11 protein-coding genes and 1 pseudogene are annotated in these 16,915 nt (G+C 64.4%); 6 read left to right on the forward strand and 6 right to left on the reverse strand.

Annotated elements, in window-relative coordinates; translation table 11 throughout:
- Positions 1–100: 100 nt before the first annotated feature.
- A complete protein-coding gene (locus tag GC162_10675; protein ID MBI1369104.1) occupies positions 101–853 on the reverse strand; it encodes a PEP-CTERM sorting domain-containing protein in 753 nt (250 codons plus the stop codon).
- 354 nt (positions 854–1,207) lie between these two features.
- Here GC162_10675 and GC162_10680 point away from each other — a divergent pair, with 354 nt between their 5' ends.
- From GC162_10680 to msrA, 4 genes are all read left to right on the forward strand, one after another.
- The gene (locus tag GC162_10680; GenBank protein ID MBI1369105.1) at positions 1,208–2,383 is read left to right on the forward strand and encodes a hypothetical protein; all 1,176 of its coding nucleotides are present in this window, start codon (positions 1,208–1,210) and stop codon (positions 2,381–2,383) included.
- On the forward strand, positions 2,380–3,678 hold the full coding sequence (locus GC162_10685) for a hypothetical protein (GenBank protein ID MBI1369106.1): 1,299 nt from the start codon (positions 2,380–2,382) through the stop codon (positions 3,676–3,678). The genes GC162_10680 and GC162_10685 overlap by 4 nt, the downstream gene beginning before the upstream one ends.
- 78 nt (positions 3,679–3,756) lie before the next feature.
- Positions 3,757–6,471, forward strand: coding sequence for a hypothetical protein (locus GC162_10690; GenBank protein ID MBI1369107.1), 2,715 nt, complete (start codon positions 3,757–3,759; stop codon positions 6,469–6,471).
- A gap of 338 nt (positions 6,472–6,809) precedes the next feature.
- Positions 6,810–7,394, forward strand: coding sequence for a peptide-methionine (S)-S-oxide reductase MsrA (gene msrA, locus GC162_10695; protein MBI1369108.1), 585 nt, complete (start codon positions 6,810–6,812; stop codon positions 7,392–7,394).
- Between the two features lie 16 nt (positions 7,395–7,410).
- On the opposite strand, the gene GC162_10700 is transcribed toward msrA, so the two are convergent.
- The 4 genes from GC162_10700 to fliD form a co-directional block, all read right to left on the reverse strand.
- A complete protein-coding gene (locus GC162_10700; protein MBI1369109.1) occupies positions 7,411–9,381 on the reverse strand; it encodes an oligopeptide transporter, OPT family in 1,971 nt (656 codons plus the stop codon).
- Positions 9,382–9,481: 100 nt separating this feature from the next.
- The gene (locus tag GC162_10705) at positions 9,482–10,597 is read right to left on the reverse strand and encodes a PilT/PilU family type 4a pilus ATPase (GenBank protein ID MBI1369110.1); all 1,116 of its coding nucleotides are present in this window, start codon (positions 10,595–10,597) and stop codon (positions 9,482–9,484) included.
- A gap of 26 nt (positions 10,598–10,623) precedes the next feature.
- The gene (locus GC162_10710) at positions 10,624–12,378 is read right to left on the reverse strand and encodes a hypothetical protein (GenBank protein ID MBI1369111.1); all 1,755 of its coding nucleotides are present in this window, start codon (positions 12,376–12,378) and stop codon (positions 10,624–10,626) included.
- Positions 12,379–12,414: 36 nt separating this feature from the next.
- Complete coding sequence (gene fliD / locus GC162_10715) at positions 12,415–15,183, reverse strand: flagellar filament capping protein FliD (protein ID MBI1369112.1); 2,769 nt, start codon at positions 15,181–15,183, stop codon at positions 12,415–12,417.
- 127 nt (positions 15,184–15,310) lie between these two features.
- Between fliD and GC162_10720 the strand changes: the two genes are divergently transcribed.
- Both GC162_10720 and fliS read left to right on the forward strand, forming a co-directional pair.
- The gene (locus GC162_10720; protein ID MBI1369113.1) at positions 15,311–15,619 is read left to right on the forward strand and encodes a hypothetical protein; all 309 of its coding nucleotides are present in this window, start codon (positions 15,311–15,313) and stop codon (positions 15,617–15,619) included.
- A gap of 93 nt (positions 15,620–15,712) precedes the next feature.
- Positions 15,713–16,240, forward strand: coding sequence for a flagellar export chaperone FliS (fliS, locus tag GC162_10725; GenBank protein MBI1369114.1), 528 nt, complete (start codon positions 15,713–15,715; stop codon positions 16,238–16,240).
- A gap of 420 nt (positions 16,241–16,660) precedes the next feature.
- Here fliS and GC162_10730 read toward each other — a convergent pair.
- Positions 16,661–16,753 (reverse strand): annotated as a pseudogene (locus GC162_10730) (sulfur globule protein CV1).
- Positions 16,754–16,915 lie beyond the last annotated feature (162 nt).

Here is a 16,915-nt window from a genome sequence, read left to right on the forward strand (position 1 = left end):
GCGGCGAGCGGTGGGATCTGGCGGTACGGGACAAGGGCGCGCAAAAAAAAGAGCGGCCGTTTGGCCGCTCTTTTGAGTGAGTTGCGAATCAGGGTCGCGATCAGGCGACGTTCGAGCGACGGCTGCGGGCCATCACCAGGACGCCGAGGCCGATGAGGCCGAGGGTCGCGGGCTCGGGGACGGAGACCAGTTCAGCTTCACCGGAGAAGGAGCTGTCGAACTGGAAGGCGTCCTGGACGCCGCCGGCCGTGCTGACGCGAACGAAGGTGTCGGCGTCAGCGGCGGGGATGTTTTCCTTGAAGCCGGTCGTGGTGAAGTGGAAGCTCTGGAAGCCGCCGAGGGTCATGCCGGCGGGCAGAAGGGCCGCCAGTTCAGAACCAGCCGTGTAGACCACGTTCTGGCCGTTGTTGGCATTGGCGCCACCGAAGCCCAGGCCGAGCAGGATGCGGCTCTTGTCGGAGCTCTTGCCCTGCAGGACGAGTTCAGCATTGGTGAAGTCGATCGTCAGGACGGTGTTCATGGTCGCCGAGTCGATGATCGACAGGGAGCCGTCCATCGTGATGGTGTGCTGGCTGACGATGTCGGCGTCGGTGATGGCGGTCGGCGTGCCGGTCAGCGAGAAGATCGCGCCGCTGAAGGTATGCACCATGCCGCCGTCGATGCCGACGGTGAAGTCGACCGAGCTGGAGCCGACGAACGTGTCGTCGGTCAGATTGGTCGCCGTGCCGCCGTTGCTGTACACGAACAGCGGAACCGTGCTGTTGAAGTTAATATCGAACCCGACCATGACCACCGCCTTGGCAGCGGAATTAAACATCATGGCCACAGCCAACACCACCGCAATTCTCACCATCTTGGAAGTAAACACTGTAACCTCTCCAAATGTTCTATGTGGGCTTTCTACCCAAAGGTCAGTCTTTCACCCTGCCGGCGGGAACCCCCCCGTTCCAGCATTGCACATAGAATACCCTAATCGCAAAGTCTGTCAAGAAAATCCTGCAATTTTTCGGACGTGAGGCGGGGCCGGGGACAGGGCGAGCGTCGCAAATCCATGCACGGATTGAATTAGCATGAATGTTTACAATGAGTGAACACTGCTCCGATAACCCGTCTGGCTCGCGCGGCGTGGGTCGGATATGATCGAAACATGGCATTTTCCCCGGAAAATTTCACAGAAAGCGCTCGAAGGCGGCTGATTGCGGCGGTCATGGCGATTTTATTGGCCGCGTCGACGGCGGTGGCGTGGTGGATGAGCGACGCGAAGGGGCCGGATCGGCTGGCGGCGTCGGAGATCGGGGCGTTCCGCTTCGCCGGGCCGGTCGGTTGGGAAAGTCAGGCCCAGAGCTTTGACGGGCCGGGACTGACGGCGAGCGTGCGCGTGATGCTCGAAGCGGGCGAGCGCGGTCGGGTGCTGTCGGTGGCGGAGCTTCAGTACGGTCGCGCGGTGTCGCCCAACGCGGCGCTGGGTTTGATCATGCAGCAGATGGTTCGGGGGCTGGCGCAGTTATTGGACACGTCGCCGCTGCGGATCGGGCCGATGGTCGGTGTGCGCGGACGGGCGTATGTGATGGGCGACGATCAGCAGATGGGCGCGGCGGACATCGCGGTGCTCACACTCGACGGCAAGCGCTACTTCGGCCTGTCGCTCATCAGTCCGTCGATGAGCGATGCGGGCGATGCGGTGATGGTCGAGCAGATGCTGCGCTCGGTGCTGGACCGTCGGTTCGAGCTGATGGGCAACGGGATCGACATCGGCGACCGCACGCACCTGACTTTGCCGGCGGGTTTGACGGCGGGGCGGTTGTTGGGGCGGGGGACGACGGATGTGAGTCTCCTGGTGAGTCCGACGCAGAGGCCGGAGTTTTTTTACGTGGCGCTGCGGATGATGGATACCCGTGCGGCGGTGGAGCGGTTGGCGCAGGTGAGCAGTCAGAGCACGGCATTGCCGCCGGCGCTGGCGGACTTGATCGCCAAGGCGGCGGCGCAGCCGAATGATCCGCGTTCGCGCTTCGGGGCGCTGCTGGCGTTCATGTACTGGCAGGCGCGGCATGAATTGCCGGCGCGGTTGAGCATCACGGCATCGCAAGTCGAGGGCCGGCCTGTGCTGGGCATGATGTTGAACGACGTTCGGCCGAATGTGGTGTATCAGGTGTTGGAGGCGGTGCCGCTCGATGACACGCGGGCGCTGATCATGGAGCTGGTCGCCGAGCCGACGGCCGCGGCGCAGGTTCAGGCCGAGGCGCGAGCGGTGATCAGCGGGCTGGAATTGTCAACCGCCCCCGCCGGTGCGGCCGATGAATCACATGAGACGCCCACAGCGCCCGACGCGCCGGATTCGCCGACTCATCCGGAGGTTCCGGGGGCACGGAGGACCGCACCATGATGCGACGCTTCAATTGGATCGGGATGCTGTTCGCCTGCGGCATGATCGCCGCGACGAGCGGGACTCTTCGTGCGGAGGATTCCGCGGCCGGTCGCCCGCTTTCGGATCACCGCTGGTACGACCGGTCGTACGGCCTGTCGTTTCTGGTGCCCGAAGGCACGACGGTCAAGTCGCTGACGGTCGATACGGCGATCATGCGGATGGAGGATGACAAGAAGATTTTCAACATGTCGCTTCAGGTCAAGCGTTCGCGGAGCGTGTTGACGCTCAAGCAGGTGGCGGACGAGGCGAAGATCGAGATTCGCGGGGCGCTGGGCAACAACAAGATTCTGGATGTGAAGGACCGCAAGGTGGCGGGTCTACCGGCGGTGGTGATCTACAACAGCTCGCCGCTGGCGGATGGGCGTCAGATCATCATGGGCCAGGCCATCATGCAGATGGACCCGCAGACGTTCGCGATTCTGGACATGCGCAGCGAGATCAAGAACGCGGGGGTGTCGCAGCCGACGTTTGAAGCGGTGCTCGACTCGATGGAGATCGAGGACCCGAAGGCGATCGCGGCGCAGCGCGAGGCGGCCTTGCAGGCGGGGGCGAACTGGCGGCGGGGCGTCGATCTCAAGAAGCTTCACGCATCGCTCGTGCCCGAGCAGTACTACCGGATCGTCGATGCGGAAGGTCGGGACATCGGGTACATGCGCGTGCGGCAGACGGACGAAGCGGTCGGCGGGAAGAAGGGCGTGAGCGTCGAGATGCAGTCGCGCATCGCGGCGCAGCAATACTACTTTGACAGCATCGGGACGGTGTTTTTGTCGGATGACGATTCGATGGAGGCATGGAAGACGATCACGACGCGCAAGCCGCAGGTCGTGCGCGGCAACGGCCCGCAGCAGGGGTTTCAGAACTCGACCGAGTCGGGCATCCGCACCGGCGACGCCATCACCGTCACCACCGATGCGCCGCAGGGCGCGGGCAAGCGCGACTACGCCCGGCCGAAGATCGGGTATCTGTCGCAGGTCGAGTCCTATCTGCTGCCGCAGCTTCTTCCGATCGATCGGCCGGGCACGTATGCGTTCTACTTTTACTCGGCGCTGGAGGGCAAGGTCGGCTTCCGCACCGACACGGTGACGCCGATGCTCAGCGGCGTGGTGATCGAGACGCGGCTCTCGCCCAATGACGCCCCGCGGAAGGCGACTTACGACGCCAATCGCAAGCTTGTCGAGAAGGATCTGGGCGGGGGCAACAAGATGATTCCGGCGACGGCGGCGGACATTCAGCGCATCTGGCAGAACCGCTAGCGGATTGTCTGCGTAGGTCTGATTGTGAGCGGGCGCCCGCGGGGCGTTTGCACAAGACCGCGGGGCCACCTATCTTAAATGCCTCGTAAAGCCGCGGTTGCCCCTTCGGAAGCACGCATGGCAAGCATTACCTACGACGGGCACAGCATCATCATCGACTCTCGACGCGTCTGGCTCGTCAGCGGGACGATCGACTACGCGCGGACGCCGCATCAACTGTGGCGCGATCGCATCCGTGCCGCCCGGCAGGCCGGGCTCAACTGCATCGAAACCGCCGTGTGCTGGAACGTGCATGAGCCGCAGCCGGGCAAGTTCAATTTCGAAGGCGACGCGGACCTCAAGGCATTTGTGAAGCTCATCGCCACCGAGGGCATGTGGTGCATCCTCCGCCCCGGACCCTATGTCGGCGACGGATACGACATGGGGGGCATGCCGGCGTGGCTTTTGGAGATGCCCGAGGTGAAGCTGCGGCAGGCGTGCCCGGCTTTCCTTCAAGTCGTCGCCCGGTATCTCGATGCGGTGATGTCGCAGGTCAAGTCGCTTCAGGTCACCGAGTCCAAGCCCGGTCCGATCGTATTGGTGCAGAACGAGCATCAATGGTTCGCCCATCACGATGATCAGGCCGAGGGATACATCGAAGTCATCACGCGCTTCCTGCGCGAGTCCGGCTGCGCGGTGCCGCTGACCAATCGCAACAATCTCTGGCAGCAGGTCCCCGGCACGATCGACACGTGGCACGGCGACTCGAACCTGTTCATCAACTGCCGCCAGCTCCGCGCCTTGGAGCACGACACGCCGTGCATCGTGTCGGGGTTGATCACCGGCGTGACCGACACATGGAACAGCTCCGGCGACGCGGTGCATTCGCCGGATCAATTACTCCGCGCGATGGCGGCCGTGTCCGCGAGCGGCGGGATGTTCAATCTCGCACCCTTCGCCGGGGGAACCAACTTCGCCTTCGCCGCCGGCCGACTCACCGGCTCCGACGACCAGTTCGTCACCACCGACATGGCGGCGCACAGCCCGATCGACCAGACCGGCACCCGCACCGAAAAATACATCCGCACCAAACGCCTGTGCACCTTCCTGAGCCATTTCGCTCCGCTCATGTCGCACCTGCACCGGGCCGAGCATCACACCGTCGCGGCGACGACGCTTTCGGTCATTCAGCAGACCGGCTCGCAGGGGTCGGTCGTCTTCGTCTGGCGCGAGACGGACGCAAAGCTCAACGAAGTCGAATTGACCACGCCCGACGGCCGAACCGTGCCGGTGCACCTCGGCGACTCGGGCGTGGCGTGGATCGTGCTCAATGCGAACCTCGAAGGCGTGGCGACGCTCGATCTGACGAGTCTGCGCCCGTGGGCATTCGTCGAGCGCCGGCTGCTGGTGCTCTTCGGTCCGGCGGGCGCGCCGGCGTTGGTGAGCATCGACGGCACGCTGATCTCCGCCGTCGTGCCCGCCACCGCCGAACCTCTCGCCTTCCAGCAGGACGCCCTGACGATCCTCATCCTCAATGAAGAGCAGATCGACGCGACGTATCTGCACAAAGGCGGACTTTACGTCGGCGCGGCCGGACTCGACGGCGCGGATCATCCGCTGCCGCATCCCGACTTCGCGACGTACTACGCCGTCGACCTCGACGGCAAGATCACGCGCCACAAGCGCGACGCGACGCCCAAGCGCACCGTGCCGCGACTCGGCGATTGGCGGTACGCCGACGTCGAAAGCTATGTCAACGGCACCGCGCCGCGCTTCGCCACGCTCAACGGCCCGAGGAGTCTGGAAGCGTGCGGCGCCGATTTCGGGTACGGCTGGTACCGCGTCCGACTCCATCGCTCGCGCGCCAAGAAGTGTCAGTTGCTCCTGCCCCAGTCCGGCGATCGCCTGCACCTGTACATGGAAGGCAAGCTCAAGAACATCCTCGGCGTCGGCCCGGGCGCGACATCGGGGCCGCTTGCCGTCGGTGCGCCCGGCGGCGACAGCGATCTGGTCTTCCTCGCCGACAACCTCGGCCGGTTCTCGCAGGATCTGGGCATTGCCTGGCCCAAGGGGTTGTATGGGCATCTGTTGGATGTGAAGCCCGTGCGGCTGCCCAAGCCCAAAGTCACCGCCGAGCCGCGCGTCGATCCGTTCGAGTTCGCCGGTTATGTGCCGCGGTGCAGCGTGGTGGATCGTCGCCCGTTCCCCCGGCATACGTTCGATGTGTCCCTGTCATCGAAGAAGACGCTCGTGCTCGAGTTCTCCGGCGACCGGCCGCGCAGCATCGTGCTCGTTAATAACAAGCCCGCCGCGATCGATATGGGGGCGGGCGTGACGGTGCGCGTACTCCTCGGTGACGCTTTGCACAAGGGCAAGAACCGCATCACGCTCGCCTACTTCGACGAGTCATGGCCCAAGTTCGACGTGAGCAAAGTGCTCAAGCTCTACGAAGTCGTCGAGAATCTCACGGAGAAGGCCGACTTCTGGTACGCCCGCTGGCAAATGCCCGCCGCCAAGTCGTACATCGACCTGCCCAGGACGACGCCCAACGCCCCGGCGTTCTTCCGCACGACGTTTTCCGTCAGCGATGCGACGCAGCCATTGATGGTGGACCTCAACGGCATGTCCAAGGGCCAGATCTTTTTGAATGGCTACAACGTCGGCCGATACTTCCTCTCGACCCACACCGGCAAGAAAGTCCCGCCGCAGAAGCGCTACTACCTGCCCGAATGCTGGCTCAGCGCCGAAGCCGACAACGAGCTGATCCTCTTCGACGAGCACGGCAAAACCCCTTCGCGCGTCAAAATCGTCTGACCGCCCCCCTGTTTGGCGACGCCGCTTGCGGCGGGCTCTTCTTCGCCGTTTGTAACCATTCGCCGATGCCGCGCCTCTCAATCCACAGCCGCATAAAGTACACCATGAACACCACCCTCAAATTGCTGCTGGCGTCGTTCGTGTTCACGTTGCTGTCCGCCTGCTCGCCGGGCAACGAATCCGCCGAGCCGCCGCATGAGGTCGATCCGCCCGCGCCCAAGTCCGGCACCGAGGCCCCGCCGGCCCCGGCGCCCGCACCCGTCGCATCGGCTCACACGCCCACGACCGCGCCCGCTTCCGAGCCCGCCTCGGATGACAAGAAAGTCGAGAAGCTCGCCATGAATCCCAAGCATCCCAACGTCCCTGCCGACGCCGCTCAAGCCGTCTTCGCCGGCGGATGTTTCTGGTGCACCGAGGCGGTCTTCGAGGAGCTCGAAGGCGTCTACGAAGTCGTCAGCGGGTACGCCGGCGGGTCCGCCGAGACCGCCAACTACAAAACCGTCTGCACCGGTCTGACCGGTCACGCCGAGTCGATCAAAATCTACTACGACCCCAAACGCATCAGCTACGAAAAACTCCTCGAAGTCCACTTCGCCACGCACGACCCGACCTCGCTCAATCATCAGGGCGCCGACTACGGCACCCAGTACCGCTCCGCGATCTTCTACGCCAACGACGAGGAAAAGGAGGCCGCCGCGAAGATGATCGAGCACCTCAACGCCTCCGGCAAGTACGACAAGCCGATCGTCACCACGCTCGAACCGCTCAAGGGTTTCTACGAAGCGGAGATCTATCACCAGAACTTCGTCTGCAACAATCCGTATCAGGGCTACGTCCGGGCCGTGGCGATCCCCAAGGTGGAGAAAGTCCGCGAGAAGTTCCCCGAGCTTCTCAAGAAGGAATCCCCGCTCGATAAGAAGTGAGTTGGCACGGGGAACTTCAGTTGCCCGTGTTCCGCTTTCCGCGCGTCGCCGCCCGATACAGCATCACGACCACACCGACAAGCAGCACCACGCCCGGCCAGCTCGGCGGATGCTCCGGCCCGATCGCCATCGGGTTCGACCCCTCGTCAATCACCAGCGGGATCGCCAGCCCGATGCCCAAGAGCGCCTCCCCCGTGATCAATCCCGCCGCCAACAGCAGCCCGTTCCGCGCGCCTATTTCGCGCATCGCATCCATCGTCGCCTGAAGCTCGCCCTGAGCTTCCTCGCGCTGAGAGCGGCGCAGATGAAACCGATCCGCCGCATACGCCACCACCCCGCCGAGCATCATCGCCACGCCCAGATCCAAGGGCAGATACAACCCCACCGCCACCGCCAGCACCGGCGCCCGAAACGCCGCGCGCTTCTTTTCGAGCATCACATCCAGCACGATCACGCCGATCGCCACGCCCGCGCCGATGAGCACCATCGTCCATGGCAGATCGCGCGCGAAGACGCCCTTCGCCACCGAGGCCATCAGCGTCGACTGCGGGGCCGGCAACGGCGTCTGACCCGCGACCGCGATCGGCCCGATCCCGTATGCTTTCAATAACAGCGTCAGCACCGGCGCCATCACGAAGGAGCCCGCCAACACGCCCGAGCACTGCGCGATCTGCTGTTTCCACGGTGTCGCGCCGACCAGATGCCCCGTCTTCAAATCCTGCATGTTGTCCCCGCCGATCGCCGCCGCGCAGCACACCACCGCGCCGATCAAGATCGCCGCCGTCGGCCCCGTCGCCTCCGACACGCCCAGCGCCAACAGCAACAGCGCCGCCGTCAACAGCGTCGCGATCGTCACACCCGACACCGGATTGTTCGACGACCCCACCAATCCCGCCATGTACGCCGCCACCGCCGAGAACAAAAATCCCGCGATGAGCATGATCAGGGCCATGATCGCCGCGATGCCCATGTCATGCGTCACATGCTCGAACACGAAGTACAACGGAATCACCGACAGCGCCAGCGCCCCGAAAATCCACGGCAGGGGGGCATCCATCTCCGTGCGATTCGGCGTCGCCGCATCGGCGTCGCGCGACTTGCGATACAACGCCAGTCCCGCACCGATGCCTTCGACCAGACTGGGCCAGAGCCGAATCAGCGCCCACAATCCGCCGACCACCATCGCGCCCACCCCGATATAGCGCGTCTGCGTTCTCCAGATCGACCAGGCGACGTCCGCCGCCGCGTCGTTTGTGTCGCCGTGCATCGCCGCGACGATCGGAATCGCGATGAACCAGTTGATCGCCCCGCCGATGAAGACGAGCGCTGCGATGTTGAGCCCGACGATGTACCCGACGCCGACGAGCGCCGGCGCGACGGTCATGCCGATGTACCCGACGCTCGAACCGATGCGTCCCGCGATGTGCGCCGCATCAGTCCACAAGCGCAGCCCCGTCTCGCCGATCTTGAACAGCGCCCCGGCCAGCGCCCCGAACACGAGCGGCAACAGGTCCGCGCCCGCCTTGTCGCCGATCTTGAGCACCTCGGCCGTGGCCACGCCTTCGGGGAACTTGAGCTTCGCGCTGACGATCAGCGCCCGGCGGAGCGGAATCGTGAACCCCACGCCGATGAGCCCGCCCAGCGCCGCGATGATCGTCGTCTGCCAGTAATCGAAATGGTCCCACACGCCCAGAATCACCAGCGCCGGCAACGTGAACAGCACGCCCGCCGCCAGCGCCTCGCCCGCCGACGCGGCCGTCTGCACGATGTTGTTTTCGAGAATGGTTGAGCGCTTGAACAATCGCAGCACGCCCATCGAGATCACCGCCGCGGGAATCGACGCCGCCACCGTCAGCCCCGCCTTGAGCCCCAGGTACACATTCGCCGCCCCGAGAATGATCGAAAGCAAAACCCCCAGCCCCAGCGCCTTGAACGTTAGCTGCGGCGGATCGTCAGCGGGAGAAACGTAAGGACGTTCATCACTCATGAAGACGGATCGTAACCGAAAGCGGGGATCAGGGGTCAGGGATCGGGAGTCGGCATTTTGCCTGTCCCCGATCCCCAACCCCTGATCCCCGATCCCTCCTTCAACCCCCCGCACGAAACTCGATCGAATCAACCCCCGTGTACATCCCCTCCATGTTCAATCGGAACTCATCGGGATTGGGCGAATGGGCCAGCGCGTCGGCGGAGTCAATCAGGTCGGCCTTGCAGAGTTGGACCAGCGATTGATTGAGCGTGAGCATGCCCGTGTCGCGCCCGCGCTTCATCAAGTCGTACAACTCGGTGAAGCGGCTCTCGGTGAGCATCCGCCGCACAGTCGGCGTGCCGAGCAGCACTTCCGTCGCCGGCAGCCGCCCCTTGCCGTCCTTGCGCGGCAGCAGGCGCATCGACACCATGCCGATGAGCGTCGTCGCCAGGTCGGCCGTCGCCTGACCGCGCGCCTCCGGCGGAAAGTAATTCAGGATGCGATCAATCGACTGCACCACGCTCGTCGTATGCAGCGTCGAGAGCACCAGATGCCCCGTCAGCGCCGCGTTCAGCGCCGTCTCCATCGTGTCGCGGTCGCGCATTTCACCGATGAGGATGACATCGGGCGACTGGCGCACGACGTGCCGCAGCGCGGTGGCGAACGATTCGGTGTCGTAGCCGACCTGCCGCTGATGGATGAGGCAGTTGATGGGTTCGTGGATGAACTCGATGGGGTCTTCGATGGTGACGATGTGCTCGCGGCGGGTGGCGTTGATGTGATGCACGAGCGCGGCGAGCGTCGTCGACTTGCCGCAGCCCGTCGGACCCACGACGAGAATCAGACCGCGACGCCGGTCCGCCATCTTCACGATCGTCTCCGGCAGGTTCAGCCGCTCGAACGCCACGCCCCCCGTCGGAATCAGCCGGGCGACGAGTGCGAGGCGGCCCTGCTGCATGAACAGGTTGACGCGGAAACGCCCCGCCCCGCCCGCCGTGCAAGCCACGTCAATGTCCGGCGAATCGGCGAACCGCTTCAGCGCGATCGGCGTGAGCAATTGCTCCAGACATGCCCGCAACGCCGGCTCCGCCAGCGGCGGCATCTCCACGCTGATCAATTCGCCGTTGATCCGAAACGTCGGCGGATCGTCCGCCCGTAAAAACAGATCCGACGCCTCCAGCTCGACCATCTTCTTGAGATACACATCCAGCGGATTGACCGTCGCGTCGCTCATGATGCGTCATCCTATGTGGGATCAGATCACTTTGCCGTCATCAGAATCCCCCGCAGCGCCAGCAGGGACGAGACATTGTGCTGCACGAAGTCGTTGCGGATTTCGAAGTTGTCGATGGCGCCGGAAAACGCGCCCAGCACGCGCGGCGGGTCGGCGAAGAACATCGCCTTCTCCGGGCCCATCCATGTGCGCATCTGGTATCGGACGCTCGAGAGCATCGGCGCGATCAGAGCCGCGGCCTTCGTCTTGTCGCCGAGCCGGGTGTCTATGCGCCAGGCCGCGCCCAGTCCTTCGACGCGCGTGGCGGCGGGCGTGGAGCGCGGCGGGTCGTACCAGCCGCCGACCCAGAGCGGATCGGCATCGGACCCGTGCTGTGTGGTGAGGATCGCTTCGACGAGGCGGCCCATGGATCGCTCGACATCGTTGTCGCGCCGGTACATCGCCAGTTCGTTGAAGGCGTACATGAGCCAGTGGTCGTGATCGAGTTTGTCCAGCGGGATATCGGCCTGCTGGTGCGCCAGATAGCGGGCCCCGCGCAGGGCGGCATCGATGAGCGAATCGTCGCGGGTGAGCTGATGGAGGCGCAGCAGGCCGAGCATCGCTTCGCCGGCGGCATACAGACTGGGGCTCTCGAAGACGAGGCGGTCGGGCCAGCGCTGCTCATAGATGGTGAATCGCCCGTCGGGGGCTTGTGTGAGCTTGATCCAATTCGCCAGACTTTGCGCGACGGGCATCAGCGTGCGGTCGCCGGTGGCGATCATGTATTGGGCCAGCGACAGCAGCGTCAGCCCGTTCGTGCCCAGCGCGATGCGGTGGTCTTCGACGAGAAACGCCAGGTCCAACCCATCGGGGGTCTTTTCGTGAAGCGTCTGGGTGATGAGATAGTCGATCGCGCGCTTCGCCGCCGCGATGAGCGCCTTGTCGTGCGTCACCTGATACAGCTCGACCATGGCGTACACCGCCCCGGCGTGACGAATCAGGTTGTACTCCTCCGGCACCCGGTCCGCCGCCGCGTCGTAGAGATACACGAAGCGGCCCTTGTCATCGACGCTGCGCGTCAGGTACGCGCCGCCGGCGACGGCAATGTTCAGCAGCGCGTCGGGATCGAGCGGCGGGTCCGCCCGCGTGCCGTCGATGAGCGGCACGTAGGCGCGCCCATCGAAAAATCCGCCGCGCGTATCGAAGCGATAAATCGGCAGCGGCCGGGCGATCCAGAGATTGTTGAACTGCTTGAGGGCGTCGGGGCGCGGCTTGAGCGCGGCGAGCATGGCGGCGGGAACGATCGCCATGCGCTCATCCATGATCGGCCGGCTGGTCAGTTCGATGTTGAGCAGCGCCAGCCCGCCGGGCTTCGATCCGAACGCCAGGCCGTCGCGCTGATGATCGAAATCCTCCACCACCGCATCGCGCCACGAACCGCGCGGCTTGACCCGGTCCACCACATCGATCCGCAGCCAGCGCACCTGCCGCTTCGACTCCCCTAGCTTCTTCATCGCCGCATCGAGCGCCGCCGCGTCGCCTTGCCCCGATCCGCTGACCGTCACCGCCGGATGCGTCCCTTCGCTGACGCTCAGGAAGATGATGCGCGGCTCGTCATTGGGCGCCAGCGTCACCGGCGGATCGCCGGCCAGTTTCGCCCATGCCGCGCGCGTCATCGCTTCGATGGACGCCGGCGCGATGTCGGCGGTCGCGGGAAGCTCGTCGAACCAGACGGGTTCGCCCGCGCGCGTGACGGGCGCGAGGGCGACAAGGATCACGATGATGAGCAAGCGGCGCCTCATGAGGCGCATCATATGCGAATCACACCGGGGCCGGGGTTATGACGACTTGTTGAGCGAGGCGAGGGCGTTCTGCTGCGACTGGATCGAGGCGAGGGCGGATTCCATGGCGGCGAACTTGTTTTCGAGAATGGTGCGCTTGTTGGTCAGCAGCGTGGTCAGGTCGTCGATGCGTTTGTTGGCGAGCGTGACCTGCGCGTCAATGCTGTTGGTTTTGAGCGTCAAAAGGCCATCGACGGAATTGGTGAGCTGCTGGGTCAGGTCGATGAGCAGTTTGCCGAAGCCGATGCTTTTGGAGACGGAGGCGGTATTGGGGACGGTGACGCCGGCGGGCAGGTTGGAGCTGCTGGTGTCGGTGTTGGAGGTGATGGCGGTGAAGAGGTCCTGCACGGCGGCGGGGTTGGTTGCGAAGGCGGCGTCGAATTTCTCCTGATCGAACGTCAGATGACCGCCGTCGCCGATGTTGATGCCGATCTGGGTGAGGTACTGGTACTGCCCGCTGACGGCGAGTTTGCCGAGGACAAGATTGTTGAGCCGGTTGCGGACCTGGCTGACGGTGGGGTCGCCGAGGAGGAGGCCGCGCGTATTGGTGTCGGCGTTGTAGGTGTCGTACTTGTCGAGGGTGTCCATGACGCTGTTGAAGCTGGAGACGAAGGAGCCGATGGCGGTGGAGACGGCTTCATCATCGCGCGCGACGGTGAGTTCGACGGGCGAGGCGCTTGTGCCGTTGAGATTGATGGTCACGCCGGCGACGGTGTTGGTGAGCTTGTTGGTGGAGCTGGTGACGAGCAGGGCCTGGGTGGGGTCGGAGGAACCGAAGAACACGACGGCGTCGGAACCCTTGACGAGGGTCGTCGACGTGATGCCGAGGCCGCCGTCGTCGAAGGCGATCTGCCCCGCCTCGCCGGAGCGGCGGCTGGTGAACGAAAGGCGGTAACCGTTGCTGGACGAGCCGTCGTTGATGACCGAGGCGGAGACGAGTGTTCCGGCGGCGTTGATCTTGGTGACGACGTCGTTGAGCTTGTCGGTGGCGGAGACGGTGATTTTGACTTTGAAGCTGCCGTCGATTTTTCCGTCGGCGTCGTCATCGGAGCCGAGGATGCCCAGGTCGCGCGCGGTGGTGGAGCCGGACTCTTCGACTTTGAGCTTTAGCGCTCCCCCGGCCGAGTCGGTCAGCAGGAGGCCGTCGCCGGTCGCATTGATCGAGGCGGTGACGCCGATGGAGCGCGTGTTGATTTCGTCGATGACTTTCTGGAGGGTGGTTTCATCGCCCTGGGTCAGATCGACGGTGGCGCTGACGCCGTTGGAGTTGGTGATCTTGAATTTGCCGGCGGTGACGCCCTTGCCCTGATTGAGGGAGTCGAGTCGCGTGTTGCCGTTGATGTATTGATGATCGAGGCCGGTGCCCTTGACGCTCGACGCGGCGACGCCGGCGGCGCCGGTGCTGATGCCCAGGTCGGACGCGAGGTTGCCGGGGTCGGTGATGATCAGGTTCGACGCGGTCGAGCCGGTCGTATCGGTGAGGGTCAGCCCGTTGCCGGTGTTGTTGAGCGAAGCGGTGACGCCGGCGGAGGCGCTATTGATGAGACTGATCACATCGGAGACGGACCTGGCGGTCGAGAGCTCGATGTCGGTCTGTGCGCCGGTGCGATTGGTGATCGAGAGTGTGGAGCCGCCGGAGGTGTCGAGGCCGGCCCCGCCGTGCAGGGTTGAGAGCAGGGTCGATCCCAGGCCCGCGAGCAGGCGGGAGCCGGCGAGCGTATTGGACGCGGAGCCGAGGATGCCCAGATCCTTGGCGGCGTTGGAGCTGTTGAGCGCGGTGACGGTGATCGTGCCCGTGCCCGCAAGCTGGAGACTCACGCCGTCGGCCCCGATCGACGCGGTGACGCCGGGGTTGCCCGTCGCATTGTTGATCTTGTCGACGACGTCCTGAACGGTGGTCGATCCCTTGAGCGTCACATCGAAGCCCGTCCCGCCGAGATCGACATGAAAGTCGCTCAGCGTGCTGTTGAGCACGCGGATGCCGTTGCCGTCGTTGAGGGCGTTGAGGTTCGTGGTGCTGACGATCTTGTTGATCTGCGAACCGCTGATCGTGTTCGTCCCGCCGGAGTTTGCGGCGAGTCCCAGATCGGTCGCGGTGGTGGACGAGCCGAGGTTGGCGACGGCGAGGTTCGTCGTCGTCGAGCCGGTCGTGTCGGTGAGCTTGAGGTGATCGCCGTCGAGCGACGCGGTCACGCCGATCGTGGTGTTGTTGTTGATGGCGGTGAGCACATCATCAAGCGACACGGCCTTGGTCAGGTCGATGTCGGCGCTGTTGCCGGCGCGGTCGGTGATGCGGATTTTGCCGCGCTGCACGCCGGTCCCGCCGTTGAGGGAAGTCAGCTTCACATCCCGCGTCAGCTTCGCCTGCGCACTGGTGAAGCTGAGCGTGCCGGCGCCGATCGGGGTCGTATCCGGGTCGGCGAATCCGCTGGTGATGAGCTGATTGGTGGAGACGAGCTTGTCGACGGTGAAGCTGTAGGTGCCGGGGATGGCGGCGTTGGAGGCGGAGGCGGACAGGACGGACTCATTGGAGCTGAGCGTTTTGTTGGTTTTGAAAAGACTGATGCCGCCGAGCGTGTTGGCGGTGCCGTTGAGGGCGAGCACGCGGGCGTTGATCTCCAGGAAGGCGGTCTTCTGGGAGTTGAAGACGGTGACCTGGTTATTGACCTGATCGCGCGGCCGGGCTTCGATGGCGATCAACTGATCGATCAGCGACTTGGTGTCGATGCCGCTGATGAGTCCCACGCTGGAGGTAATCGTGCCCATGTCTCTTTCTTTTTCATTGGCGCGTCGGCTCCATCTCGATCGCCGGGCCGCGCTGCGTCTTTCACTAGAGAGTTATCGACCCAAAACGCGCGGTGCCTTGAGGATCGGCATGGGGTAAACTGGCGTCATGAGCAAGGCGATGCGGCGCGGGCGATGGACCTGGCTGGCGATCGGATTGATCGCGGCGGGGCTGCTGCGATTTGAATGGGTTTACGCCGACGACCCGACGGGGCGGTCGCATCTGCTGATGAGCCGCGTGGGTTTGTCGTGGCACGACTACGACGCGAGCGCGCTGGCGGATCGCGAGGCGCAAATTGTGCGCGTTCGACTGACACGATGGGCCTGGCTGGGGCTTTATCGATGGGACATCACGCTCTGGTGGCCCGGCCGGTCGCCGCTCGTGCATGACGCGACCGCTTCAAGTCCGATAGGTTGAATCTGCAACCGGGCCTCACGCACGCCCGCCGAACAAGCCGATAAGCCATCAACAGCAACGTCAAGATCGCCGAATTTGCCGGAGTTTGATCGCATGGCTTTCGCCCAGTCCGCCTACGCTTCGCCTGACGCCTACCTCAAGACCAAGGTGCTCACCGCCAGCCCCGTCGAGCTTCGGCTCATGCTTTTCGACGGCGCCATCAAGTTCTGCCGTCAGGGCCGCCACGCCCTCGGGCAGCAGAAATTCGAAGCGATGTACAACGCCCTGACCCGCGCCCAGAACATCGTGCTCGAACTGTCCAACAGCTTGAAGCACGAGCATGATCCGGCCCTCTGCGACAAACTCACCGCGCTGTATCACTACATCTACCGCCGCCTCGTCGACGCCAACATCGGCCGCGACATCGCCGCCGTCGACGAGACGATCAAGCTCCTCGAATACGAGCGCGAGACATGGGTCATGCTCATGAAACGCCTCGCCGAGGACGAAGGCCAATCGCCCCCCGCGCCCGCCGCCGCCGATGACGAACACCATCCCGGCCCCATCGCCAGCATCGGCCCCGAACGCCCCGCCTACGGCCAACCCGCCGCCGCCCCCGCGCGATTCAGCGCGCAGGGTTGAGCGACCGACCCATTTGATCAATCAACCACCAAGGCACGAAGGTCACCAAGGAAGACCTTCGTGCTTGTGCATTGATGAAGGGATAGCCCTTGGTGTTCTTGGTGCCTTGGTGGTGAATTGAATTCAGGATCGGCGCGCGACACGTTATGACGCGGCTGCTCACCGTTGGCGCAAATTGAGGCGGTACGCGGGATGCACGGGCTGATGATTGACCGGCGGGGGGCGCAGATCATTGCTTGATCGCGGGGCGGTTTGCGGCGGGGGGTTTGTCTGCGGCGCCGGGGCCGGGCTCACATGCGGCACGCGCACTACGTCCGGCGCGACCGACTGGTAGCCCGAACCGATGCGGATGCCCAGCGAACCGCTCTGATAGCTGAAGTTGAAGCCCGAGTGATCGCCATCGTGGTCGTAATGATGGTGATAGCGGTAACCATAGGGCGACAGGTAGACGGGGTAGCCGTAGGACGCGCCGTAACCATACGGGTAGCCGTAGCCGTAGTAACCATAGGGGTAGGGCGTGTAGTAGCCGGTGCTGAAGGTTGAGCCGGTGTAGGAGCCGTAGTACGACTGGCCGTAGGGTCCGTACCCGTAGGGATTCGTTGCGTTGGTGTTGACCTGTTGCGGCGCGAGGCGATCGGTCGGCGTCGCGGCGGGGGCGTTAGCCAGTGCGTCATT

It is taken from the genome of Planctomycetota bacterium (genome assembly GCA_016125255.1).
Classification (GTDB): domain Bacteria; phylum Planctomycetota; class Phycisphaerae; order Phycisphaerales; family Zrk34; genus RI-421.